Source organism: Vibrio sp. 10N.286.48.F5 (assembly GCF_041469785.1).
GTDB lineage: Bacteria > Pseudomonadota > Gammaproteobacteria > Enterobacterales > Vibrionaceae > Vibrio > Vibrio crassostreae_C.
The window spans coordinates 80,728-103,672 of sequence record NZ_JBFRLG010000005.1 but is presented as its reverse complement, the minus strand read 5'-3'; the positions used below and the strand labels follow the sequence as shown (position 1 = coordinate 103,672).

Below are 22,945 nucleotides of genomic sequence, written 5' to 3'. Positions count from 1 at the left end.
AAGTGATTTGAGGGTTGACTGATCGGGTCAACCCTTTTTCATTGCTGTGGTTTTGCGTTGATACGCTATGGTTCAGAAGCTTACGGTTTAAGGGCTTTACGACTAAACCCTTTAGAACCACATTTAATGCATGGAATGATATTGGTTGGGTGGTTATATTCGGTTTGGTGACCACACTCGTCACATACTAAGGTTCCCAAGCCAATGACTTCACCCGCTTGATACAAGCCTTGGTGTTCTAAGTCTTGGAACAGTTCAACCCATTCCACCTTAGTACGATCAGTAATATCCAACAGCCCTTGCCAAATAGAGTCCGCAATCATCAAATAGAATGGACCGCTTTTACTCTCTTCATAGCTTTCGGAAAACTCTTTTAAGTCCGACTTCACGTAGGCAGAGATCAATGAAAGCTCATCTTTAGTCATATCATTAGCTGCTTTCGCAAACTTGCCCGACGTTTCGATTTTGTTGTTGAGCTCTTCAGGGCTATGCTTCAGCGTTTCAATCACCTCTTCGACGACTTCTTCATAGAGCGCTTTTTTCTTCGGCATAACAACCTCCTTAAGATAACCAACCTTTTAGTGAGCAAACGGATGCGCTGCAATGCACTCCCGCTTACAAACAAATGCAATTCATACTCTTAAGTATAGTTGCCCTGCGAAATTCAGTGAAAATTACACAATCTACTAAGCGGCAACTGCAAGTATGAAGGGTATAACTATTGTTGTACTCAGCTCCTTTAGGTATTCTATGACGATCTGTAAGATTCTGTTCTAACCGAACTCACAAATTCCAAGATAACCGGATACCATCGATGCAAGAACAATATAACCCGCAAGAGATTGAACAAAAGGTTCAACAACACTGGGATAACAGCGAGACTTTCGTTGTAAGTGAAGACCCAAACAAAGAAAAATTCTACTGTCTTTCTATGTTCCCTTACCCAAGTGGCCGACTGCACATGGGTCACGTGCGTAACTACACCATCGGTGATGTGGTATCTCGTTTCCAACGTCTACAAGGCAAAAACGTAATGCAGCCAATTGGTTGGGATGCATTCGGCCTACCTGCAGAAAACGCCGCTGTTAAAAACAATACAGCACCTGCACCATGGACTTACGAAAACATTGAGTACATGAAGAACCAGCTTAAGCTTCTAGGCTTTGGTTACGACTGGAACCGTGAATTCGCAACGTGTACTCCAGAGTACTACCGTTGGGAACAAGAGTTCTTCACTAAGCTTTACGAAAAAGGCCTGGTTTACAAGAAGACATCTTCAGTGAACTGGTGTCCAAACGACCAAACAGTACTGGCAAATGAGCAAGTAGAAGACGGTTGTTGCTGGCGTTGTGACACTCCAGTAGAGCAAAAGAAAATTCCACAGTGGTTTATTAAAATCACTGAGTACGCTCAAGAGCTACTAGACGATCTAGACAACCTTGAAGGTTGGCCTGAAATGGTTAAGACCATGCAGCGCAACTGGATCGGCCGCTCTGAAGGTGTTGAGCTATCTTTCGCTGTTAACGGCGAAGAAGCACCATTAGAAGTGTACACAACACGTCCAGATACACTAATGGGTGTTTCTTACGTTGGTATCGCTGCAGGTCACCCTCTTGCAGAGAAAGCATCGAAGAACAACCCAGAGCTTGCTGCATTCGTTGAAGAGTGTCGTAACACTAAAGTTGCTGAAGCTGAACTCGCAACGATGGAAAAGAAAGGTATGGATACTGGCCTAACGGCTATCCACCCTCTTAACGGTCGTGTTGTTCCTGTATACGTAGCAAACTTCGTACTTATGGATTACGGCACAGGTGCGGTAATGGCGGTTCCTGCTCACGATCAACGTGACTACGAGTTCGCAACTAAGTACGGCATCGATATCATCCCAGTAATCAAACCTGAAGATGGTTCTGAACTAGACGTGTCTGAAGCGGCTTACACTGAAAAAGGTGTACTGTTTGATTCTGGTGAATTCGATGGTCTTGCGTTCCAAGAAGCATTCGATGCAATTGCTGCGAAGCTTGAAGCTGAAGGCAAAGGTAAGAAGACAGTAAACTTCCGTCTACGTGACTGGGGTGTATCTCGTCAACGTTACTGGGGCGCTCCAATCCCAATGGTAACCACTGAAGACGGTGAAGTTCACCCAGTACCAGCAGACCAACTGCCAGTCATTCTTCCTGAAGATGTAGTAATGGATGGCGTAACGAGCCCAATCAAGGCTGACAAGTCTTGGGCTGAAACAACATTCAACGGCGAACCCGCTCTACGTGAGACTGACACGTTCGATACGTTTATGGAGTCTTCTTGGTACTACGCACGTTACTGTTCACCGCAAGCAGACGACATTCTAGATCCAGAGAAAGCAAACTACTGGCTACCAGTTGACCAATACGTTGGTGGTATCGAGCACGCTTGTATGCACCTGCTTTACTCTCGTTTCTTCCATAAGCTTCTACGTGATGCTGGCTACGTGACGTCTGATGAACCGTTCAAGCAACTACTATGTCAAGGCATGGTTCTGGCTGACGCGTTCTATCACGAAAACGAAAAAGGCACCAAAGAGTGGATTGCACCGACTGACGTAACGGTTGAACGTGACGGTAAAGGTCGCATCGAAAAAGCAGTCGACGATCAAGGTCGTGAAGTTGAACACTCAGGCATGATCAAAATGTCTAAGTCTAAGAACAACGGTATCGACCCACAAGAGATGGTAGACAAGTACGGCGCTGATACAGTACGTCTATTCATGATGTTTGCATCACCTGCAGACATGACGCTTGAGTGGCAAGAGTCTGGCGTTGAAGGGGCTAACCGCTTCCTTAAACGTGTTTGGAAATTGGTTCACGCTCACTCTTCTAAGGGTGCTGCTGAATCTGTTGATGCTTCTGCGCTATCTGGCGACCAAAAAGCACTTCGTCGTGATATCCATAAAACTATCGCGAAAGTAACGGACGATATCGGCCGTCGCCAAACGTTCAACACAGCAATCGCTGCGATCATGGAATTGATGAACAAGCTAGCGAAAGCACCTCAAGAGTCTGTACAAGATCGTGCAATCCTTGATGAAGCGCTAAAAGCTGTTGTTCGCATGCTTTACCCAATGACGCCACACATCTCTTACGAAATGTGGATTGCACTGGGTGAATCAAACGTAGACTCAGCAACATGGCCAACTTTCGATGAGAAAGCGCTAGTTGAAGACGAGAAAACTATCGTTGTTATGATCAACGGTAAGCTACGTGCGAAACTAACCGTTGCTGCTGATGCAACAGAAGAGCAAGTTCGTGAGCTTGGTCTAAACGATGAGAACGCTAAGAAGTTCCTAGATGGCTTAACTATCCGTAAAGTTATCTTCGTACCAGGTAAGCTTCTAAACATCGTTGCTAACTAATTTCGTTAGCACAATGCAATTGCTAAAGAATTAACGAACTTAATTCATCAAAAGCAGTCTGTAGACAGGGTAGCTAATTGCCCTGTCTACTTATTTAAGCGCTTTAGACTTGAGCCTAACCACTCAAACGAACTAAAGCCTTTAAATAAGTATTCTACCTTCATGAGAGCCATCAAATAATGCGCCTGATTTCACTATCTTCATTGAAAGTTACTGTTGTTGTTTTAACCGTCAGCCTATTAAGTGCGTGTGGTTTCCACCTACGTGGTGATTACTCCGTACCAGAAGAACTCAACAAGATCTCCGTAACCAGTTACGACCAATACAGTACGTTTACACGTATGATGAAGGGTCAACTGCGTATGAATGATGTAGAAATTGTGCCACCGGCTGAGAATACACCTAACCTGCATATTATTAGTGAGAGCGTAGGTGAGCGAACTCTGTCTCTATACCAAAACACTCGTGCAGCAGAGAAAGAACTGACATTCCGCGCTTCATACCGCGTAACTGTCCCGGATCTAGGCTCAAAGACGTTCTCAACCAGCGTAACCCGTAGTTACCTAGATAACCCGCTAACTGCACTTGCGAAGTCGGTTGAACGAGACATGATCGAAGATGAGATGCGTAAGTTGGCAACAAGCCAAATCCTTCGTCAGATGGCTCGACTAAAAGCGAACATTGCAGCTGATAGCATGGACCTAGATGCACTAGAGCACGTTCAAGTGAAAGAACTCGAAAAGCAATACAACATCAAGAATGTTGAGATCGTACCAGCTTCAGAAGAACAACCAACACTTAGCGATTCGGCTGAGTAATAGGTTTATTTGATGCGTATTTTTGCTGACCGCTTATCAGAGCAACTTATTAAACAGTTGAGTAATGTTTACCTAATTTTTGGTAACGAACCGCTACTGTTGCAAGAGAGCCGAGAAGCGATTCAAAAGGCTGCAAAACAGCAAGGCTTTGAAGAACGTCACCGCTTTGCGATTGATAGCAGTCTCGACTGGAATCAAGTCTACGACTGCACTCAAGCACTGAGCCTATTCTCTAGCCGTCAGGTCATCGAGCTTGAACTGCCAGAGTCAGGCGTCAATGCCGCAATAGCGAAAGAGCTACTCGCAATCTCCGAGCATATCCACAGTGATATCTTGTTAATCTTGGTGGGCACTAAGCTCACCAAAGCTCAAGAAAGCGCTAAGTGGTTTAAGGCTCTTTCGAATCAGGGTCACTGGGTCAGTTGCCTAACGCCAGATGTCAGTCGGTTACCTCAGTTTGTCCAAGCGCGTTGCCGTCAAATCGGTTTAACGCCAGACCCTGAAGCGATTCAAATGCTGGCGCAATGGCATGAGGGTAATCTATTTGCTCTCACCCAAAGCCTAGAAAAACTGGCTCTCCAATACCCAGATGGAAAACTCACGTTAGTACGCTTAAAAGAATCGCTGAGCCGCCACAACCACTTCACTCCATTCCATTGGAGTGATGCCCTATTGGCAGGGAAAGGAAATCGAGCACAACGAATCCTGCGTCAGCTAGAAGCTGAAGGTGTCGAACCCGTCATTTTATTACGTAGCATACAACGAGAGCTTGCTCTGCTATTACAAATGCAGCAACAAATGAAACAGATGCCGATTGGTCAGGTCTTCGAAAAACACCGTATCTGGCAATCTAAAAAGCCTCTTTATAACGCTGCGCTAACAAGAGTTTCGATTTCTCAATTACACTCTTTGTTCGCGTTGCTCACTCAAGCTGAATTGATGACAAAAACTCAATATGAGCAGTCGCCTTGGCCACTAATTCATCAGTTAAGCGTAGAGTTTTGTATCCCTTCAGCTTCAATACCATTCCACGCATAAAAGCGTGTTATATTCTAGGGTCGACAGCCCCTAAACAAAGCTAAATTCAGATTAAAGGAACACCCAGTGTTACGTGAAGAACTAAAAGATTTTCTTGCAGACAAAGCCGACGACATGAAAGCAGAATCGATTGTAACTATCGATGTAGAAGGCAAATCAAGCGTTACTGATTACATGATTGTTTGTACTGGCACCTCTAAACGCCATGTTGCCTCTATTGCACAGCATGTTGCTGATGAAGTGCGTAAAGCGGGTATGCAACCTCTAGGTATGGACGGTCAGCAAGAAGGTGAATGGGTTGTTCTAGATATGGGCACAAGCATGCTTCACGTTATGCAAGAAGAGCATCGTGAGCTGTACCAACTAGAAAAACTTTGGGGCTAAGCTTTGAAGATCCAGTTAATCGCAGTTGGCACAAAAATGCCAAAGTGGGTTGAAGAAGGGTTTCAAGAATACAAACGCCGCTTCCCTCACGATATGCCATTAGAGCTCATTGAAATTACTGCAGGAAAGCGCGGTAAAAATGCAGATATTGCACGCATTCTTCAAAAAGAAGGTGAAGCGATGCTGGCTGCAGTTCCAAAAGGCAACCGTATTGTCACGCTCGATATCCCAGGTAGAAAGTGGGATACACCTCAACTTGCTGAGCAATTAGAAAGTTGGAAGCTGGATGGACGTGACGTATCTATCCTAATTGGCGGGCCTGAAGGATTAGCACCTGCATGTAAAGCGGCCGCAGACCAAAGTTGGTCTCTGTCTGCGCTTACTCTCCCTCACCCATTAGTACGCGTTATCATGGCTGAAAGCTTGTATCGAGCTTGGAGCATCACTGCTAACCACCCTTATCATCGAGAATAAGCGTTAATGTTACGTAAACGTAGCCAAATCCGTGATTACAAAGCAGAAGCACGACTATTTACTAATCGTGCTTTTGTTGCGTTTGCGGGGATCATAGTCATGATATCGATGTTGGTTGTTAATCTGTACAACATTCAGGTCAATCAATATCAAGACTATAAAACCCGCTCTAACGATAACCGTATCAAGGTCGTTCCAATCGCCCCCAACCGTGGTTTGATTTATGATCGTAATGGTGTGCTTCTTGCCGAAAATCGCCCGGTTTTCAACCTAGAAATCACACCAGAAAAAATCAAAGATATGGATGACACGCTCGTCCGTCTACAAGAATTAATCGAGATCCCGCCAGAGCGCATTGAACTATTTGATCGTGATCGTCGCAATTCACGACGCTTCAAGTCAGTACCTATTCTGAATCAGCTTACCGAAGAACAAGTTGCGATCTTCTCTGTAAATCAACATAAGTTCCCAGGCGTTGAAGTTACAGGTACGCTAAAACGTTTCTACCCTTATGGTGATGTGTTAACTCACGTGATTGGCTACGTATCGCGCATCAATGACCGTGATATGCAGCGCCTGGTTCGCGAAGAGAAAGACGCCAATTACCAAGCCACTCGCGACATCGGTAAACTTGGTATTGAGCGCTACTACGAAGACATGCTTCACGGTACCGCTGGCTATCAAGAAGTCGAAGTTAACAGCCGTGGACGAGTGATCCGTACTCTAAAATTTGTACCGTCGGTTCCGGGTAAAGATATCGTGCTCAACTTGGATATCAAGCTACAACTATACGTACATAAGTTACTGGATGGCCGCCGTGGCTCAGCTATCGTTCTCGACCCGAAAGACAATGGCGTGTTAGCCATGGTATCTAGCCCAAGCTACGACCCAAATGCATTCGTACATGGTATTTCGTCTAAAGGTTATAACGCCCTGCTTCAAGACAAAGACCGCCCTTTGGTTAACCGTGCAACGCTAGGTATTTACCCACCAGCATCGACGATCAAGCCATTCATTGCTGTTGCGGCTCTGCAAGAAGGTGTGATTACACCTAATACAACGCGTAATGACCCAGGTTATTGGAAGATCCCTAATTCAAAAACAAGACCATTCCGTGACTGGTTGCGTTGGGGACACGGGGTCGTTGATATAGAGAAAGCGATTGAAGAGTCAGTGGATACTTTCTTTTACCAAATTGCTTATGATCTCGGCATTGATCGCATATCCAAATGGATGATGATGTTCGGCTTTGGTGATTATACTGGCATCGATATTTATGAAGAAAGCAAAGCCAATATGCCAACTCGTGATTGGAAGATGGCAAGACACCGTGTGCCTTGGTACCAAGGTGACACCATCCCAGTTGGTATTGGCCAAGGCTACTGGACTGCAACACCCATGCAGATTGCAAAAGCCACATCAGTTTTGGTCAATGAAGGTGAAGTAACCGCACCTCACCTACTTCGTTCAACCATTGATAACGGTCGTCCATTCGATGAACAAATCATGTCGGACATTGAAACTTACCCACCGCTAACCGGGGTTAAGAAGAAGTATTGGGATATCGCTCAGGAAGGTATGAGGCTGGCTAACCACGGTAAGAAAGGTACGGCAAGACGTTCATTCCAGAAGATGTCTTACCAAACCGCTGGTAAATCGGGTACCGCGCAGGTATTCGGCTTAAAAGAAGATGAAGAGTACAACGCGGACGAAATCGCAGAGCACTTACGCGATCACGCCCTCTTTACGGGTTACGCGCCTTTTGAAGATCCTGAAGCCGTCGTGACTATCGTTCTAGAGAACGCAGGTGGCGGTTCTTCTAACGGCGGCCCAGTAGTAAGAAGGATTTTAGACCATATTATCCTTGCAGAAGATTATCAAAGTGAGCCAATTAAATAATGAAACTTGATCCTTCAACTGGACGAAATAGAGCCCTATTCGAAAGGCTGCATATCGACCTGCCGCTTTTGCTTGGCATTCTGGTTTTAATGGGCTTTGCCCTGCTGATCATGTACAGCGCAAGCGGACAAAGCCTTGCGATGATGGACCGCCAGGCGATGCGCATGGCTCTGTCTTTAGGTGTGATGATCTTCCTAGCGCAAATCTCACCTCGTACTTATGAAACCTTGGCACCACTGCTATTTGTAGGTGGTGTCATCTTGCTATTGGGCGTGTTGTTCTTTGGTGAAGCCTCTAAAGGCGCCCAGCGTTGGTTAAACTTCGGCTTTGTTCGATTCCAACCGTCAGAGCTATTAAAGCTCGCGGTGCCTTTGATGCTGGCACGATTTATCGGTAAGCGCTCACTTCCACCAACATTCCAAACATTAGCGATCTCGCTAGTGATGGTGTTTGTACCGACGATTCTAATCGCAAAGCAGCCTGACCTAGGTACATCTATCCTTATCGCCGCATCTGGTATCTTCGTGATATTCCTGGCTGGTATCAGTTGGAAAATCATTGCTAGCGCGGCAATCGCATTAGGGGCATTTATCCCAATCCTATGGTTCTTCTTGATGCGTGAATATCAAAAAGTGCGTGTTAGAACCCTTTTTGATCCTGAATCAGATCCATTAGGTGCGGGTTACCACATTATTCAAAGTAAGATTGCGATAGGTTCGGGTGGTATATCAGGAAAAGGTTGGCTGCAAGGCACTCAATCTCAATTAGAATTCATTCCAGAGCGCCACACCGACTTCATTTTTGCGGTCATCGCCGAAGAATGGGGCATGATCGGTATCTTGTTCTTGCTTGCGATCTACCTGTTTATTATTGGACGTGGCTTAGTGCTTGCGAGCCAAGCTCAAACCGCATTCGGTCGAATGATGGGCGGCAGTATTGTACTGAGCTTCTTCGTTTATATTTTTGTAAACATTGGCATGGTAAGTGGCATTCTACCTGTGGTTGGTGTTCCTCTTCCTCTAGTCAGTTATGGCGGTACTTCAATGGTTACCCTCATGGCTGGTTTTGGTATTTTAATGTCGATACATACACACAGAAAAGCATTCTCAAAGGCGACCTAATCGATGTCTATTACAACGTTTCAAAACAAAGCATCCTTGGTTGAAGAGCTGCCAATCAAAAAAATAGTCTCTATCTTGGGGCTAGCGATTTTAATCAATGGTTGTTCTTCAAAGCAGCCAACAGGGCGCTACGATATTGATTCAGATATTGCACCAGACGCACCGATCTCAGTAGAGCATCTCGAGGATGCTCACCCTCAGTATGAACCTTATAGTTTAGGTGGTAATACGGATTACACTTTGCGTGGCGAAGACTACAAGATCGTAAAGAAAACCGAAGGTTTTACTGAGAAAGGCAAAGCCTCTTGGTACGGTAAGAAATTTCATGGCCACTTAACGTCGAACGGCGAGATCTACGACATGTATTCGATGTCTGCGGCGCACAAAACATTGCCAATTCCAAGCTATGTAAAAGTGACGAATACTGACAACAACAAAACGACAATTGTTCGTATCAATGACCGCGGCCCATTCCATGAAGGCCGAATCATTGACCTTAGTTATGCGGCAGCTTACAAGCTCGATGTGTTGAGAACCGGCACGGCAAATGTTGAGATTGAAGTCATTACTGTGGCTATGCCAACCGACGCAAATAAAAAGGCTGCTTTACCGCAATTTATTATTCAAGTCGCAACATCTCCACATGAAGATAGAACAGAGAAGTTAGCGAAAGATCTAGCCGAAAAGCTAGAAGTAGCAACGTTCTTGCAGCCAAATGATGACAACTACCGTCTGATGATTGGGCCATTTCATGACTATGCTCTGACTCAAGAGAAATTAGAACAAGTTAAGCTAATGGGTTACCCGTCAGCTTATATAAAAAAACACACCCTAACTCGCTAATTAATCTAACAGTTACTTCTGGTAATCAGCGCTCTGGTGTGACAGAGTGATTCTGTTAATATATGAATAGTTCACCAAATAATTGCATTCAAAATGATTAAATCTAATAAACTTGTTAAATCGATTTTTGCTACTTCTGTTGCTCTTTCTGCAACGATAGCTACATCGTCATTCGCCGCTCCTATTGTTGTTCCTGATGCACCTCAAATCGCCGCTAAAGGTTTTGTTCTGATGGATTACCATTCAGGCAAAGTACTAGCAGAGAAAGAGATGAATACTCAACTTTCTCCAGCAAGTTTAACCAAGATGATGACGAGCTACGTAATTGGCCAAGAGCTAGAACGTGGCAACATCAACTTAAACGACGATGTTGTAATCAGTGAAAATGCTTGGGCTAAAAACTTCCCAGATTCATCTAAGATGTTCGTTGAAGTAGGTACAACGGTTAAAGTTGAAGAACTGAACCGCGGTATCATTGTTCAGTCAGGTAACGATGCTTGTGTTGCGATGGCTGAACACATCGCCGGATCTGAAGATGCATTCGTTGACCTAATGAACGCATGGGCAAGCTCTATCGGTATGAAAGACACGCACTTCGCTAACGTGCACGGTCTAGACAACCCGAACCTATACTCAACGCCTTACGATATGGCGCTACTTGGTCAGGCGCTGATTCGCGACGTACCAGACGAGTACCGTATCTACTCACAGAAGAAATTCACTTACAACGGCATCACCCAATACAACCGTAACGGTCTGTTATGGGATAAGAGCATGAACGTTGATGGCATCAAAACAGGCCACACAAGCAACGCAGGTTACAGCCTAGTAAGCTCAGCGACAGAAGGCAAAATGCGCCTAGTTGCTGTAGTTATGGGCACCAAGAATGCGAATGCTCGTAAAACAGAAAGCAAAAAACTGCTTAGCTACGGCTTCCGCTTCTTTGAAACAGTGGCACCACACACAGCCGGTGAAACTTTCGTAGAAGAGAAGATCTGGATGGGTAGCAAGGACACAGTTGCGCTAGGTGTCGACGAAGATACTTTCGTGACGCTACCTCGTGGTCAAGCTAAGAACCTGAAGGCAAGCTTCGTTCTTGAGAAAGAGCTAGAAGCGCCAATCAGCAAAGGCGATGTAGTTGGTAAACTATTCTACCAAGTAGACGGTGAAGACGTTGCTGAATACCCCCTACTAGCACTTGAAGATGTAGACCAAGGCAGCCTATTCAGCCGTCTATGGGACTACCTAGTTCTTCTATTCAAGGGTTTATTCTAAACAAGCCAAAGGTTTGTTCTAGGTAAAACCTAAGCTTGTTATATAGCTAACCTAATGAGTAAGTTCATGATTTGCTCATTAGTGAACCAAAAGCCGCCATGTGCGGCTTTTGTTGATCTTGAGTTCGGTGATATTTACACGTAATATTCCGCCTTATTACTCGTGTCTGTTGACCGAACACGCTTTTTATCGACATTTCGCCAATTTGCGAGCGTCTAGCCTTTTGGAGCTAATCATGAACATCAATTCTGATGCAAAACTAAAAGACCTCTTAGAGTTCCCTTGTTCATTCACTTACAAAGTAATGGGCCACGCTAAGCCAGAACTGACTGAGCTAGTACTAGAAGTGATCCAGCGTCATGCTCCTGGTGACTACAGCCCAACGCTAAAACCGAGTGCGAAAGGTAACTACCACTCTGTTTCTATCAATATTACTGCGACTTCAATTGAACAAGTAGAAACTCTTTATAAAGAACTGGGCGAGATCGAAATCGTTCGTATGGTTCTGTAATCTCCGATTGCACATGAAAAACAGCGGCTTATTGCCGCTGTTTTTGTTTAAAGCACCCTATCTAGCTCAAATTCATTCAACTTAATTTTCAATAAATACAAAGAAAGTTGAAAAACCTTGCAGTCCGTCTGTAGTTAGAATCATGTTTCGCGTTTATAATGCGTTCACTTTATTAATCCTTGAGGGAGTGCAGCTTTGCAAAATAAGCTAATCGTAAAAAAATTAGGCCGTCAGGATTACGAACCTGTATGGAAAGCCATGCATAAGTTCACAGACGAACGCACGGAAGAAGACGTAGACCAAGTTTGGTTGGTTGAACACAACCCTGTCTTCACTCAAGGACAAGCAGGTAAAGCCGAGCATGTATTGAATGCTGGTGATATCCCTGTAATACAAAGCGATCGCGGTGGCCAAGTGACTTATCACGGCCCAGGCCAATTAGTCGCTTACTTTCTGATTAACATCCGCCGCAAGAAGTTCGGAGTGCGTGATTTGGTTACTCATATCGAGAACCTCGTAATCAATACTCTGAAAGCTTACAATATAGATTCAGCTGCCCGACCTGACGCTCCTGGTGTTTATGTCGATGGCAAGAAAATCTGTTCACTCGGATTACGTATTCGACGTGGCTGCTCGTTCCACGGGCTAGCACTCAACGTCGATATGGACCTGTCTCCATTCCTGCGTATTAACCCATGTGGTTACCAAGGTATGGAAATGGCGCAGGTAAGCCAACTCGGTGGACCAAGTGAACTAGAAAACGTTGAGCAACAGTTAATACAAGAGCTCGTAGAGCTACTCGGCTATGACCAAGTAGACATTCAAGCCACCAGTAACATTACAGCAGAAGCATAAAATCATGAGCAAACCAATCCAAATGGAAAAAGGCGTTAAATATCGTGACGCTGACAAAATGGCATTAATTCCCGTAAAGAATATGCCTGCTGAACAGAAAGAAGTTCTACGTAAGCCTGAATGGATGAAGATTAAACTTCCTTCAGACAGCCATCGTATTCAAGAAATCAAATCAGCAATGCGCAAAAACAACCTGCACTCAGTTTGTGAAGAAGCGTCTTGTCCTAACCTAGCCGAGTGTTTCAACCACGGTACGGCAACGTTTATGATTCTTGGCGCTATCTGTACTCGTCGCTGCCCGTTCTGTGATGTTGCCCATGGTCGCCCTGTTGCTCCTGAAGCTGAAGAGCCGAAGAAACTAGCTAAAACAATTCAAGACATGAAACTGAAGTACGTTGTAATCACTTCAGTTGACCGTGATGACTTGCGTGACGGCGGTGCTCAGCACTTTGCTGACTGTAACCGTGAGATTCGCGAACTCAACCCAAATATTCGTATCGAAACACTGGTTCCAGACTTCCGCGGTCGTATGGACGTTGCGCTTGACCTAATGAAAGACAACCCGCCAGATGTTTTCAACCACAACCTAGAGACAGCGCCACGTCTATACCGTAAAGCGCGTCCAGGTGCGAACTACAAGTGGTCTCTTGATCTACTGAAGAAATTCAAAGAGCAGCACCCTGATATCCCAACAAAATCAGGTGTGATGATGGGTCTTGGTGAGACAAAAGAAGAGATCGTTCAAGTACTGAAAGACCTTCGTGAACATGGTGTGACTATGCTGACACTAGGCCAATACCTAGCACCAAGCCGTCACCACTTACCAGTAGAACGCTACGTGCCGCCTTCTGAGTTCGATGAGCTGAAAGAGATTGCTCTAGAGCTAGGCTTTACTCACGCAGCGTGTGGCCCGTTTGTACGTTCTTCTTACCATGCGGACTTGCAAGCTCAAGGTATGGAAATTAAGTAATCACGATTGCTTAACGAACAATGCAAAGGCGCTGAATATTATGTTCAGCGCCTTTTTTCTATCTTGTTCGTGCCGCTATAGCTTTATATTTCGTGCCACTAAGCTTTATATAAAAACAACAAAGCCACTCTTTATGAGTGGCTTTGTGCTTAATATTTCAAGTTCAGAGGAGGTAATTTCAAAAACCCCAGATAGGGTTCTGCATTAACCGAAAGATGCCCAGATAACCGTTGCTACCAAAATTGGGCACACAAACTTCACATACATTGGCCAAACCTTACCAAACCAACCAAGTTGAAAATCAGGGCTGCCTTGTTCAAGCTCTTTCACTTTTGAAGCTCGGCTCCATACCCAACCACCAAACACACAGAACATCAGTGCAGCGACTGGTTGAAGATACTGAGTTGCAATCATCGCTACCATGCCAAACATCGCAGCAAAGTTGTAAACAATCACCACACTAAACAGCGCGATAGCACCACCAATCACCCAGCTTGTTGGCGTTCGTCTAGTATTGAAACGCTCACTCACTAGCGCAACCGGGCCTTCAAGCATCGAAATCGAAGAAGTCAGTGCAGCAATCGTTAGTAGTAAAAAGAACACAATCGCAAAGATCTGTCCAAGCACACCTAAACTATCAAACATCAACGGCAAAACCGTGAATACTAGAGTGTCAGAGCTTAATAGTGAGCCGTCTTCAGCGTAGATTTGAACGCCTTTTTGCATCGCAACAAACATTGCTGGCATCACCACTAATCCAGCAATAAAAGCGACAGCAGTATCCACCAGAGTTACGTTCATCGCCATTTTTGGTAGGTTCTCTTTCTTGCTTAAGTAAGAGCCATAAACCAACATCGAGCAACCGCCAATAGTGAGTGAGAAGAACCCCTGTCCCATTGCCGCCAGAACCAGTTTTCTATCCCACACTTTCTCAAAGTCTGGAATAAGGTAATGTTTTAGGCCTTCCATCGCGCCAGATTGCGTCATGATGTAAACAAACAATAAGCCAAATAAAACAAACAGCGCAGGCATCAAACGAGTCGACCATTTCTCGATGCCTTGCTTAACACCGCCCTGCACAATCAAGATAGTCAGTACATAGAACGCGACGGTACCAAATACGTTGCGCTCAACACTGAAGCCCTTAAACCAATCAGCAATCGCTTCTAGGCCGATAAGATCCGCGACCGCACCAATTAGGAAACAGATCAACCAGCCACCAACAATACTGTAAAACGCCAACACTGCGCTTGGTACACTCAGTCCAACCCAACCGACAAACTCACCGACTTTCTTACCCAAAGGGTTTGTCGTCAAAGATCGCATGCTATCAACTGGGTTTGCTTGGCCGTGACGGCCTATAGCCATCTCAACCACCAACATAGGGAAAGCAACCACGAAGATCATGATCAAATAGACTAAAAGGAAAGCGCCACCACCGTTGCTAGCAACTTGAGTCGGGAAACCCCAAATATTCCCCAAGCCAACCGCTGCACCAGCCGCTGCTAAAATAAAACCTAAACGAGAGCTAAAGTGCTCTCTTGAAGAGGAAGATTGTTGGTCCATATCGCCCGCATTAAAAATCAGTGAACTAGTTGAGAAGTACAGTAATAAAAAGCAATGATAGGCACAACCAATAAATGAACAATTCTCTGATTTTTACAATCAATGCGCTATTTAGAACAACAAAATTAACAAAAAACCAGTCTTATCGTTCAATTATAAGCAACAAAGCGAAGCAGTAGGCTTAAGAAGGAAATGGATTGAATTGAGATAAATACTCGCCGTGTGGTTCCATTTATACAAACAAAAAGAGCACCGACCGGTGCTCTTACTATTCATCACTAGACTCGAATTAATTTGTGAAGACTTGGTAATCTTTTAAGTTCGGAATGATTTCATGCAGTTCTTGCTCTTGTTCCGCCATCTCATCAAGTGAATCACAGAACTCATTCGCTTCCTCCTGTACTTGTTGAGAGTGTTCTTTCATTCGCTCTTCAACTTTCAGCTTTAATTCAGCCATACTGTCAGCCAATTCAGTCAGGTTTAGGCCACCATCTTGTTTCATTTTTTCTGACATCGCATTAAAAGCGCTAGAGATAAATTCTTGGTTAAAGATTTCTTTCGCCTTCTCGAAATCTTCAGACCAGCCATTGGCCATCGAATCAAAGCTTTCTGCAGGTAACACTAATTCGCCATCTTTGTAATAACGCGCTTCCAGTTCTGCAAAGTAGGTTTTCATCGATTCTTTTACATTATCAAATGACTCAGGTGAATCCAGGCTAGCCGCGATATCATCAATCACGTCATTGGCTAACGCTAAGCTATCGTTCGCCATTTGTTTCGCTCGAGGTAAGTACTCACTCATATTTTCGCGGTATTTCTCAATCGCCGCTTGTTGGTCGGCATCAAGCTCAACCTTCTCACCATGGATATAGAGGTCGTTGTTATCATCAAAAACGGCCGTATCACCATTCACTTGATGGATTTCGACTTTTTGATCATCGATTCTTAGTTCATTCTTCAAATCAACTCGACACTGAGCAGCAAACGTTGGCAGGCTCACAACTGCCATCGCCGCAGTTAACGATGCAATTAATACACTGTTTTTCATAAATACATAGCTTTTCATAACATCCTCTCATCAATCTGACAGATTACTATACCCTTGGTATATGCTTCTTTGTCAGAGAAACGTTTTATATATATCCGTTACTCAGTTAGTCGATAGATATTACTTCATAGCAAAACTGTTTATCTGCAACCTTAAACTCAATTTCATCACCGACTTCTTTACCCATTAGAGCCTGACCAAAAGGTGCGTTCACCGTTACGATAGCAACCTCATTATCATTCCACGCGACAGAAAGTCCTCCGACTCTTGGCCCAATGAAAAAGTGTTTACATTCATCATTTTCGTCAATAACCACAACATAGCTGCTTACTGCAATCTTTTCACTGTCTCGTAAGACGAGATTCCGGTAGCACTGGATATCATCTTCACACTCCTGCACTCGCATCGCTTGACCATGGGCAAGATACGAAGCTTCTAATGCCAATGTATCGTACTTATGTTCAGGCACAGTCTCTTCATCGGTCGCAGCATCAATCGCACGCTGAGTCGCAGATTGTGCGATACGTAATCGGGATTCGAGTTGCTCTATGATTATTTGGCGAAGCTCTGACTTATTCATACTATTGGGGTGCTTTTCTATAGGAGCTACAGAATAGAATTAGGTACAATCAGGTGCAAGACATTTGATTCATCAAGCGACGCTATCATGAATAGGCGCCCGCTTTAGCATCAATACGACACTTAATAACTCAGGTAGAACATAAATGATTGAGCAGAAGCTAAAACAAGTATTCGGATTCGACTCACTGCGCAATGGGCAAAAGCAAGTCATTGATAACGTTCTATCTGGTCACTCGACTGCCGCGATATTCCCGACAGGCTCAGGTAAATCGCTGTGCTATCAATTACCAGCATTAGAGTTACCGCACTTAACCTTGGTGATATCGCCACTGTTAGCCTTGATGAAAGACCAACTCGCTTTCCTGCACAGTAAAGGCATTAGCGCAGCGGCAATCGAATCAAGCCAAGACCGACAAACCACACAACAGGTTATGCAGTCAGTGCGTAACGGTGACACCAAGATCCTCATGATCTCCGTCGAGCGCTTGAAGAACGAACGCTTTCGTCAGTTTATCTCCCAAGTGTCGATCTCACTGCTTGTGGTCGATGAAGCGCACTGTATTTCAGAATGGGGACACAACTTCAGACCCGACTACCTGAAGCTTCCTCAATACCAAAAACAGCTCAATATTCCTCAGGTTCTACTACTGACAGCCACTGCGACTACAGCGGTTATCCAAGATATGAAGTCAAAGTTTGAAATTGATGAGGAGCGCGTTGTGGTTACGGGTTTCTATCGTCAAAATCTCGATCTGTCGATTCAACCTTGTGAACAAACCAGTAAGCTAGAAACCTTGTGCAATGTGGTTAACCAAGCTTCTCTCGCTCCGACTATTGTTTATGTCACCCTTCAACAAACGGCAGAGATGGTGGCTCAGCAGATTCGCAATGCTGGCGTTAATGCAGTGGCTTACCATGCGGGTCTTAAGCCTGAAAATAGAGATGCTATTCAACACCAATTCATGAATGATGACGTGAGCTGTATCGTCGCAACTATCGCGTTTGGTATGGGCGTGGATAAGTCCAACATTCGCCGAGTGATTCACTTTGACTTACCAAAATCGATCGAAAACTACTCACAAGAGATCGGCAGAGCTGGTCGAGATGGGCAAGCGTCTGAATGTATTTTACTGGCTAACAAACACGGTTTAAGCACACTCGAGAACTTCGTTTTTGGTGATACGCCAGACAACATATCGATCCAAGCGGTATTAAAAGAGATCTACGAAAATCAAAACATTGGCGCTTCTGGCTCGAATCAATGGGAGATCATGCTTAATCAACTATCACGTGAATCCAACATTCGTCAGTTACCGCTAAAAACACTACTGGTGTATCTCGAAATTGAAGGTGTGATTGAGCCCAAGTACAGCTACTTCGCAGACTACAAATTTAAGTTCATTCGTCCGAAACAGCAGATCACAGAGCAATTTCAAAGTGAACGTCGTCAATTTGTCGAAGCGATTTTCCAATGCTCTCCTCAAGCAAGAGTGTGGTGCCAAGTCGACTTCGATGCGCTTTGGACACACTTCCAAGCCGATCGTCAGCGTGTGATTGCGGCTATCGACTACTTCAATGAACAAGGTTGGATTGAACTAGAAAGCAAGCAGATCACCGATGTCTACGCGATCCACAATACTTCTGAAGATATGATGCAACTGTCAGAGCGTCTAACTGAGTTGTTTAAAGCAAAAGAAAACAGCGAGATAAACCGCCTTAACCAAATGCTGAATTTCTTTGAGGCGGATACTTGCCTAAGCTCACGCCTTGCGAGTTATTTTGCCGATGATAAAGCACCAACAAACTGCGGTCACTGCTCTGTATGTCGAGGAGAAGTGGCAATCTTACCAACCGTTGATGTTGAACCTATCGATGATGAGACGGTGATGACATGGATACATGAGTTTATTTCGGCTAGCCAACAACTGATTACCGACGAGGCAATTACTCGCTTCTTATGTGGAATCGCCACCCCGCTTTCAACCAAACTCAAAGCCAGTAAAATGGTCGGTTACGGCAAGCTAGAGCAGCAACCGTTCAGTGATACCTTAGCGCGAGTAAAACAACTTCCTAGGTAATTCTTACTTATAAAAAACCGACTAGGCTATGAAGCGTAGTCGGTATTCATCTCACTCATTATCTTTAAAAGAAGCTCAACTGACGCATTTGGTCTTTGGGTTGCAGCATTACACTTAAACCAAGTAGGCGTATCTCTCGCCCTTGTTGTCTTTTCAGTATTTCACTAAGCAGCTCTTTGAAGTGTTCACGATCGAGAGAGGCGTGGATGTGCTCAATCGTGGTTTGTTGAAAATCGGCGAACTTGAGCTTAATGCCCTGCTTGATGATCGCTTTACTTGGGCTAGCCTTTTCTAAGCGAGTTTCGAGTTCAGGAAATAGCTTATCTTCGATTACCTGCCAACATTCTGCGTAGCTTGAAATGTTTTGGGTAAAGGTGCGCTCTACACCTACCGATTTTCGCTCGCGCTCGATGATAACTTCTCGATCATCAATGCCATGACTGCGCTTCCAGAGTGATGCACCTTGACGGCCAAACTTGAGTAGCAGGTCTCGATAGTCAGACTCTTTGATATCCTTACAAGTAAAGAAACCCGCTTGGTGCAGCTTTTCTATGCTCACTTTGCCGACACCGGGAATCTTTTCAAGTGGTAGCTCATCGATCACTGATTGCACGTCTTGTGGAGGGATAACAAACTGACCATTGGGCTTATTCAGATCTGAGGCCACTTTCGCCAAGAATTTAATCGGTGCAATTCCTGCAGAAGCTGTCAGGTTCAGTTCGTTCCAAATATCACGGCGAATAGACTCGGCAATAAGTGTTGCTGAACCGTGACACCGCTTAGAATCGGTGACATCAAGGAAAGCTTCATCCAAGGAAAGTGGTTCAATGATTGATGTGTATCGAGAGAAGATTTCACGGATCTTTTTAGATATCTCGACATAGACCGACATTCTTCCCGGCACAACCAATAGATTAGGACAAAGCTGTAGGGCCTTTCCGGTAGGCATTGCAGAGCGAACACCAAACTTGCGGGCTTCATAATTACAGGTGCTCAAAACGCCGCGTTGCTTTTCATGCCCACCAACAGCTAACGGGCGATTTCGGTAAGCAGGGTTATCACGCATTTCTACAGCCGCGTAAAAACAATCCATATCGACATGGATTATTTTTCTGACTTTCTCTTGGTCCGAACTGCACATTTGGAAATAACTCAACCTTACAACTGTATCTATGAACAGTATAATCAATTATTCTCAGATTTAAAACGATCTCGAGTCCAGCTCAACAGGTTTCACTTCATTCGCCGCCCACTATTCTGATAGTATTGTTAGGAGTATTTAGTCTATAAGTAGGGATAGCTTTTGAGTGAAAAAATACTAGTGGTAGAGGATAGTCGCGCATTCAGAAACTATCTTTACCAACAATTTAAGAACGATGGCTATGAAGTTGCGTTGGCGGAATCTGTAGAAGAAGCCAAAGCGATCTTAGAGCAAGAAACGGATTTCTTGTGTGCAGTCCTCGACTACTGTTTACCTGACGGCCAAGACGGCGAGATCATTGATCTCGTCTTAGGCTATCAACAGAAAATCATTGTCCTGACCGGGATGTTCGACAATCAACTGCGAGAGCAAGTCCTAGCCAAAGGCGTTATCGATTACATACTTAAAGACAGTATGTCATCAGTAAGCTACCTACTTCCCCTGGTTCAAAGAATTTCGAATAATCGCCATCACAAAGCATTGGTTGTCGATGATTCAGCGGTCGTTCGCCGTTACATAGCTCAACTTCTAGAACACCAATATATCCAAACTATCCAAGCCGAAGATGGCGAACAAGCATTAAAGCTCCTTCATAACGATCCCGATATTACGTTCGTTGTTACAGACCATGATATGCCGAAGAAAGACGGTATAGCGATGATCCGTGAGATTCGACGCGATCACGACAGAAACCAGTTGGCCATTCTAGGATTATCCGGGAGTGATGATCGCACTATGACAGCGCGATTCCTTAAAGCGGGTGCCAACGATTTCCTTTACAAACCTTTTAACCAAGAAGAGTTTTTCTGCCGTATCCATCAGCTGCTTGATATGAAAGAAGCGGCTAATGAGCTATTTCGACATGCCAACGAGGATGCTCTTACTGGCTTATGGAATCGTCGCTACCTGTTCAATCATCCTTGTAAAGGCTGCGATCAACGAAACATCGCGATGATGGACATCGACTTCTTTAAGAAAGTGAATGATACCTTTGGACACGATGGTGGTGATGCCGTGCTGATCGATGTAGGGAAAATAATCAAAGATCATTTCAAAGACGATGTCGCTGTGCGCTTTGGTGGCGAAGAGTTTTGTATTCAGTCGTGCGGCGCATTTGAAAGCTTTGTTGACAACTTAGAGTCCATGAGAGAAGCCATTGAAAGCCATGTTGTTGAGCATGACTCTCAAAGAATCAAGGTCAGTATCAGTATCGGCGTAACCGATTTAGACGCGAAGTTAGATGAACAGATCAAAGCCGCTGATGAGCTTCTTTATACGGCAAAAGAGCAAGGTAGAAACCAACTAGTGTTTGCGCGTAACAGCATGCAAATCGAACAATAGTCATTCGCCTCTGTTTCCATTTTTGGTATACCAAGATTAATTGCTAGACCTCAAAACTAAAAAAGCTCAAGACGATAATCTTGAGCTTTTCAATTTGAGGGCATAGATAACTCTATCCCCTATGACTGTCACCAATTAAGCGATACGGTCTTTACTCCAAGCCGCTTCTTTTTGTTGACGCTCAGCCAGCTTCTCTTCACGGTAAGCTTCACGTGCTTCACGCTTCTTACGCGCGTCACAAGGTTCAGGGCAGTTACATACTTTATCAATACCAACAGCACCCAAACCGCCACAGCTACCTTTCACAACTTTCTTTTGGATAATGTAGCCAATTGACATCGCTGCGATTACTGCAAGAAAAACACCAAATGTAATCAGAAATGTATTCATAATTATCTCGCTTACCTTATTTACCTAAGTATGGCTTAAATGCTTCAGAAGCAATTTCTTTAAAGCCATCTGCTGTTTTTACCACCATGAACACTGGGATGTTATGTTGGTTTGCGACTTCCATTCCTTTTTCCTCACCTAAGACCATAAGGCCCGTAGATAAGCCGTCTGCAGTCATTGAAGACGGGTTTAAAACAGTCACAGAAACCACTTTATGGTGAAGAGGCTTTCCTGTTTCAGGGTTGATGATGTGTGAGTAACGAACACCATCACGTTCAAAATAGTTACGGTAATCACCAGAGGTTGCGATAGCCATATCACCCGGCTCGATGATCTCTTGAATATTACGCTCATCAACGCTTGGTTTCTCAATCGCGATACGCCAGCCCACGTTCTCACGGTTTAAACCTTTCAGACGAATTTCGCCACCGACTTCAACCATGTAGTTGTGAATACCGATAGAATCAAGGTAGTCAGCGACGACGTCAACACCCCAACCTTTTGCAATCGTGGATAGATCGACATACAGGTTAGGTAGGTCTTTCTTCAACATGTTGCCTTCAACACTAAGATGATGGATACCAATCTTAGCCTTGCGAGCCGCCAGCTCTTCATCTGATGGCACAACTTCAGGACGAGCTTCAGGACCAAAACCCCATAAGTTAACTAACGGACCAACCGTTACATCCAGAGCTCCTTCAGTAAGACCGTTCAAACGAATCGCTTCTTTCACAACCGTCGCTGTTTGCTCAGATACTTCGAACGCATCCGCACCTTTATGCTGGTTGAAACGGCTTAATTCGGAATCTTCACGGTAAGTCGACATCTGGTCGTTTACTTCTTCAAGTAGACGATCGATCTCTGTATGAACTTCATTAGACTCAGGAAATTCATCACCATTGATGTATTTAATATTGTAACTCGTGCCCATCGTTGGGCCACTCAAATGCACTTGCTCTCTTGACTGCTCACAGCCCGCAAGAAAAATCAAAGAAGTTAATGCAACAAGCCAAATTCTCACTTGCTTACTCCTGTCTAATGTTGAGGATTTATATAAGGAAAAATAAGAGTAAAAAATAGGTATTTTGAATGCCTTACTCTTTCTTATATAAGCCAGTATGTTGTCAAAAGCTGTCTTAGAAAAACAAATGGCTGACTCG

Annotated in this window: 21 protein-coding genes; 14 read left to right on the top strand and 7 right to left on the bottom strand. The window is 44.4% G+C overall.

From position 1 onward, the window contains the following. Positions 1 to 80: 80 nt before the first annotated feature. Positions 81 to 551 carry a zinc ribbon-containing protein gene (locus tag AB4185_RS05900; RefSeq protein ID WP_017062329.1) on the bottom strand — a complete coding sequence of 157 codons (471 nt, stop codon included), beginning with the start codon at positions 549 to 551 and terminating at the stop codon, positions 81 to 83. 263 nt (positions 552 to 814) lie between these two features. Here AB4185_RS05900 and leuS point away from each other — a divergent pair, with 263 nt between their 5' ends. The 12 genes from leuS (at position 815) to lipA (ending at position 13,579) form a co-directional block, all read left to right on the top strand. After that, on the top strand, positions 815 to 3,391 hold the full coding sequence (gene leuS / locus AB4185_RS05895; protein WP_017068503.1) for a leucine--tRNA ligase: 2,577 nt from the start codon (positions 815 to 817) through the stop codon (positions 3,389 to 3,391). Between the two features lie 179 nt (positions 3,392 to 3,570). Continuing rightward, complete coding sequence (gene lptE, locus AB4185_RS05890) at positions 3,571 to 4,209, top strand: LPS assembly lipoprotein LptE (RefSeq protein WP_017068504.1); 639 nt, start codon at positions 3,571 to 3,573, stop codon at positions 4,207 to 4,209. A gap of 12 nt (positions 4,210 to 4,221) precedes the next feature. Next, positions 4,222 to 5,247 carry a DNA polymerase III subunit delta gene (gene holA / locus AB4185_RS05885; RefSeq protein ID WP_372135109.1) on the top strand — a complete coding sequence of 342 codons (1,026 nt, stop codon included), beginning with the start codon at positions 4,222 to 4,224 and terminating at the stop codon, positions 5,245 to 5,247. 66 nt (positions 5,248 to 5,313) lie between these two features. Continuing rightward, positions 5,314 to 5,631: a ribosome silencing factor gene (rsfS, locus tag AB4185_RS05880; protein ID WP_004735247.1), complete on the top strand. Its 318-nt coding sequence runs from the start codon at positions 5,314 to 5,316 to the stop codon at positions 5,629 to 5,631. Between the two features lie 3 nt (positions 5,632 to 5,634). Next, on the top strand, positions 5,635 to 6,105 hold the full coding sequence (rlmH, locus tag AB4185_RS05875; protein WP_017068506.1) for a 23S rRNA (pseudouridine(1915)-N(3))-methyltransferase RlmH: 471 nt from the start codon (positions 5,635 to 5,637) through the stop codon (positions 6,103 to 6,105). Between the two features lie 6 nt (positions 6,106 to 6,111). After that, positions 6,112 to 8,004 (top strand): penicillin-binding protein 2, encoded by a 1,893-nt coding sequence (mrdA, locus tag AB4185_RS05870; RefSeq protein WP_017062333.1) that lies wholly within the window; start codon positions 6,112 to 6,114, stop codon positions 8,002 to 8,004. Continuing rightward, a complete protein-coding gene (gene rodA, locus AB4185_RS05865) occupies positions 8,004 to 9,125 on the top strand; it encodes a rod shape-determining protein RodA (RefSeq protein ID WP_017062334.1) in 1,122 nt (373 codons plus the stop codon). The genes mrdA and rodA overlap by 1 nt, the downstream gene beginning before the upstream one ends. Positions 9,126 to 9,128: 3 nt before the next feature. Continuing rightward, complete coding sequence (locus tag AB4185_RS05860; RefSeq protein WP_372098214.1) at positions 9,129 to 9,968, top strand: septal ring lytic transglycosylase RlpA family protein; 840 nt, start codon at positions 9,129 to 9,131, stop codon at positions 9,966 to 9,968. A gap of 93 nt (positions 9,969 to 10,061) precedes the next feature. Continuing rightward, the gene (locus AB4185_RS05855; RefSeq protein WP_017067140.1) at positions 10,062 to 11,243 is read left to right on the top strand and encodes a serine hydrolase; all 1,182 of its coding nucleotides are present in this window, start codon (positions 10,062 to 10,064) and stop codon (positions 11,241 to 11,243) included. A 232-nt stretch (positions 11,244 to 11,475) separates the two neighbouring features. After that, on the top strand, positions 11,476 to 11,754 hold the full coding sequence (gene ybeD, locus AB4185_RS05850; RefSeq protein WP_026084358.1) for a DUF493 family protein YbeD: 279 nt from the start codon (positions 11,476 to 11,478) through the stop codon (positions 11,752 to 11,754). A 195-nt stretch (positions 11,755 to 11,949) separates the two neighbouring features. Next, positions 11,950 to 12,609 (top strand): lipoyl(octanoyl) transferase LipB, encoded by a 660-nt coding sequence (lipB, locus tag AB4185_RS05845; RefSeq protein WP_004737632.1) that lies wholly within the window; start codon positions 11,950 to 11,952, stop codon positions 12,607 to 12,609. A gap of 4 nt (positions 12,610 to 12,613) precedes the next feature. Further along, positions 12,614 to 13,579: a lipoyl synthase gene (gene lipA, locus AB4185_RS05840; protein ID WP_017064177.1), complete on the top strand. Its 966-nt coding sequence runs from the start codon at positions 12,614 to 12,616 to the stop codon at positions 13,577 to 13,579. Between the two features lie 204 nt (positions 13,580 to 13,783). On the opposite strand, the gene AB4185_RS05835 is transcribed toward lipA, so the two are convergent. From AB4185_RS05835 to AB4185_RS05825, 3 genes are all read right to left on the bottom strand, one after another. Beyond that, the gene (locus tag AB4185_RS05835) at positions 13,784 to 15,145 is read right to left on the bottom strand and encodes a sodium-dependent transporter (RefSeq protein WP_017064178.1); all 1,362 of its coding nucleotides are present in this window, start codon (positions 15,143 to 15,145) and stop codon (positions 13,784 to 13,786) included. Between the two features lie 289 nt (positions 15,146 to 15,434). Then, complete coding sequence (locus AB4185_RS05830; RefSeq protein WP_372135106.1) at positions 15,435 to 16,211, bottom strand: YggN family protein; 777 nt, start codon at positions 16,209 to 16,211, stop codon at positions 15,435 to 15,437. Positions 16,212 to 16,299: 88 nt separating this feature from the next. Next, on the bottom strand, positions 16,300 to 16,773 hold the full coding sequence (locus AB4185_RS05825) for a GreA/GreB family elongation factor (protein WP_372135105.1): 474 nt from the start codon (positions 16,771 to 16,773) through the stop codon (positions 16,300 to 16,302). A gap of 145 nt (positions 16,774 to 16,918) precedes the next feature. Between AB4185_RS05825 and AB4185_RS05820 the strand changes: the two genes are divergently transcribed. Continuing rightward, the gene (locus tag AB4185_RS05820) at positions 16,919 to 18,853 is read left to right on the top strand and encodes an ATP-dependent DNA helicase RecQ (RefSeq protein ID WP_017064181.1); all 1,935 of its coding nucleotides are present in this window, start codon (positions 16,919 to 16,921) and stop codon (positions 18,851 to 18,853) included. A gap of 64 nt (positions 18,854 to 18,917) precedes the next feature. On the opposite strand, the gene dinB is transcribed toward AB4185_RS05820, so the two are convergent. Continuing rightward, entirely contained in the window at positions 18,918 to 19,994 is a 1,077-nt protein-coding gene (gene dinB, locus AB4185_RS05815; RefSeq protein WP_029235195.1) for a DNA polymerase IV, read from the bottom strand. Between the two features lie 162 nt (positions 19,995 to 20,156). On the opposite strand from dinB, the gene AB4185_RS05810 reads away from it, so the two are divergent. Continuing rightward, positions 20,157 to 21,395 (top strand): response regulator, encoded by a 1,239-nt coding sequence (locus AB4185_RS05810; protein ID WP_017064183.1) that lies wholly within the window; start codon positions 20,157 to 20,159, stop codon positions 21,393 to 21,395. 135 nt (positions 21,396 to 21,530) lie between these two features. Here AB4185_RS05810 and nqrM read toward each other — a convergent pair whose 3' ends face one another. Both nqrM and AB4185_RS05800 read right to left on the bottom strand, forming a co-directional pair. Next, the gene (gene nqrM / locus AB4185_RS05805; RefSeq protein ID WP_009848378.1) at positions 21,531 to 21,785 is read right to left on the bottom strand and encodes a (Na+)-NQR maturation NqrM; all 255 of its coding nucleotides are present in this window, start codon (positions 21,783 to 21,785) and stop codon (positions 21,531 to 21,533) included. 16 nt (positions 21,786 to 21,801) lie between these two features. Continuing rightward, complete coding sequence (locus AB4185_RS05800; RefSeq protein WP_017059913.1) at positions 21,802 to 22,806, bottom strand: FAD:protein FMN transferase; 1,005 nt, start codon at positions 22,804 to 22,806, stop codon at positions 21,802 to 21,804. Between the last annotated feature and the right edge of the window lie 139 nt (positions 22,807 to 22,945).

Excerpts from the sequence above, each read along its gene's own strand:
- lipA (WP_017064177.1), top strand. The coding sequence starts at position 12,614 with ATGAGCAAACCAATCCAAATGGAAAAAGGCGTTAAATATCGTGACGCT.
- AB4185_RS05820 (WP_017064181.1), top strand. The coding sequence starts at position 16,919 with ATGATTGAGCAGAAGCTAAAACAAGTATTCGGATTCGACTCACTGCGC.
- AB4185_RS05900 (WP_017062329.1), bottom strand. The coding sequence starts at position 551 with ATGCCGAAGAAAAAAGCGCTCTATGAAGAAGTCGTCGAAGAGGTGATT.
- nqrM (WP_009848378.1), bottom strand. The coding sequence starts at position 21,785 with ATGAATACATTTCTGATTACATTTGGTGTTTTTCTTGCAGTAATCGCA.
- AB4185_RS05855 (WP_017067140.1), top strand. The coding sequence starts at position 10,062 with ATGATTAAATCTAATAAACTTGTTAAATCGATTTTTGCTACTTCTGTT.
- AB4185_RS05835 (WP_017064178.1), bottom strand. The coding sequence starts at position 15,145 with ATGGACCAACAATCTTCCTCTTCAAGAGAGCACTTTAGCTCTCGTTTA.
- dinB (WP_029235195.1), bottom strand. The coding sequence starts at position 19,994 with ATGTGCAGTTCGGACCAAGAGAAAGTCAGAAAAATAATCCATGTCGAT.
- rodA (WP_017062334.1), top strand. The coding sequence starts at position 8,004 with ATGAAACTTGATCCTTCAACTGGACGAAATAGAGCCCTATTCGAAAGG.
- lptE (WP_017068504.1), top strand. The coding sequence starts at position 3,571 with ATGCGCCTGATTTCACTATCTTCATTGAAAGTTACTGTTGTTGTTTTA.
- mrdA (WP_017062333.1), top strand. The coding sequence starts at position 6,112 with ATGTTACGTAAACGTAGCCAAATCCGTGATTACAAAGCAGAAGCACGA.
- AB4185_RS05825 (WP_372135105.1), bottom strand. The coding sequence starts at position 16,773 with ATGAATAAGTCAGAGCTTCGCCAAATAATCATAGAGCAACTCGAATCC.
- leuS (WP_017068503.1), top strand. The coding sequence starts at position 815 with ATGCAAGAACAATATAACCCGCAAGAGATTGAACAAAAGGTTCAACAA.
- AB4185_RS05830 (WP_372135106.1), bottom strand. The coding sequence starts at position 16,211 with ATGAAAAGCTATGTATTTATGAAAAACAGTGTATTAATTGCATCGTTA.
- holA (WP_372135109.1), top strand. The coding sequence starts at position 4,222 with ATGCGTATTTTTGCTGACCGCTTATCAGAGCAACTTATTAAACAGTTG.
- AB4185_RS05860 (WP_372098214.1), top strand. The coding sequence starts at position 9,129 with ATGTCTATTACAACGTTTCAAAACAAAGCATCCTTGGTTGAAGAGCTG.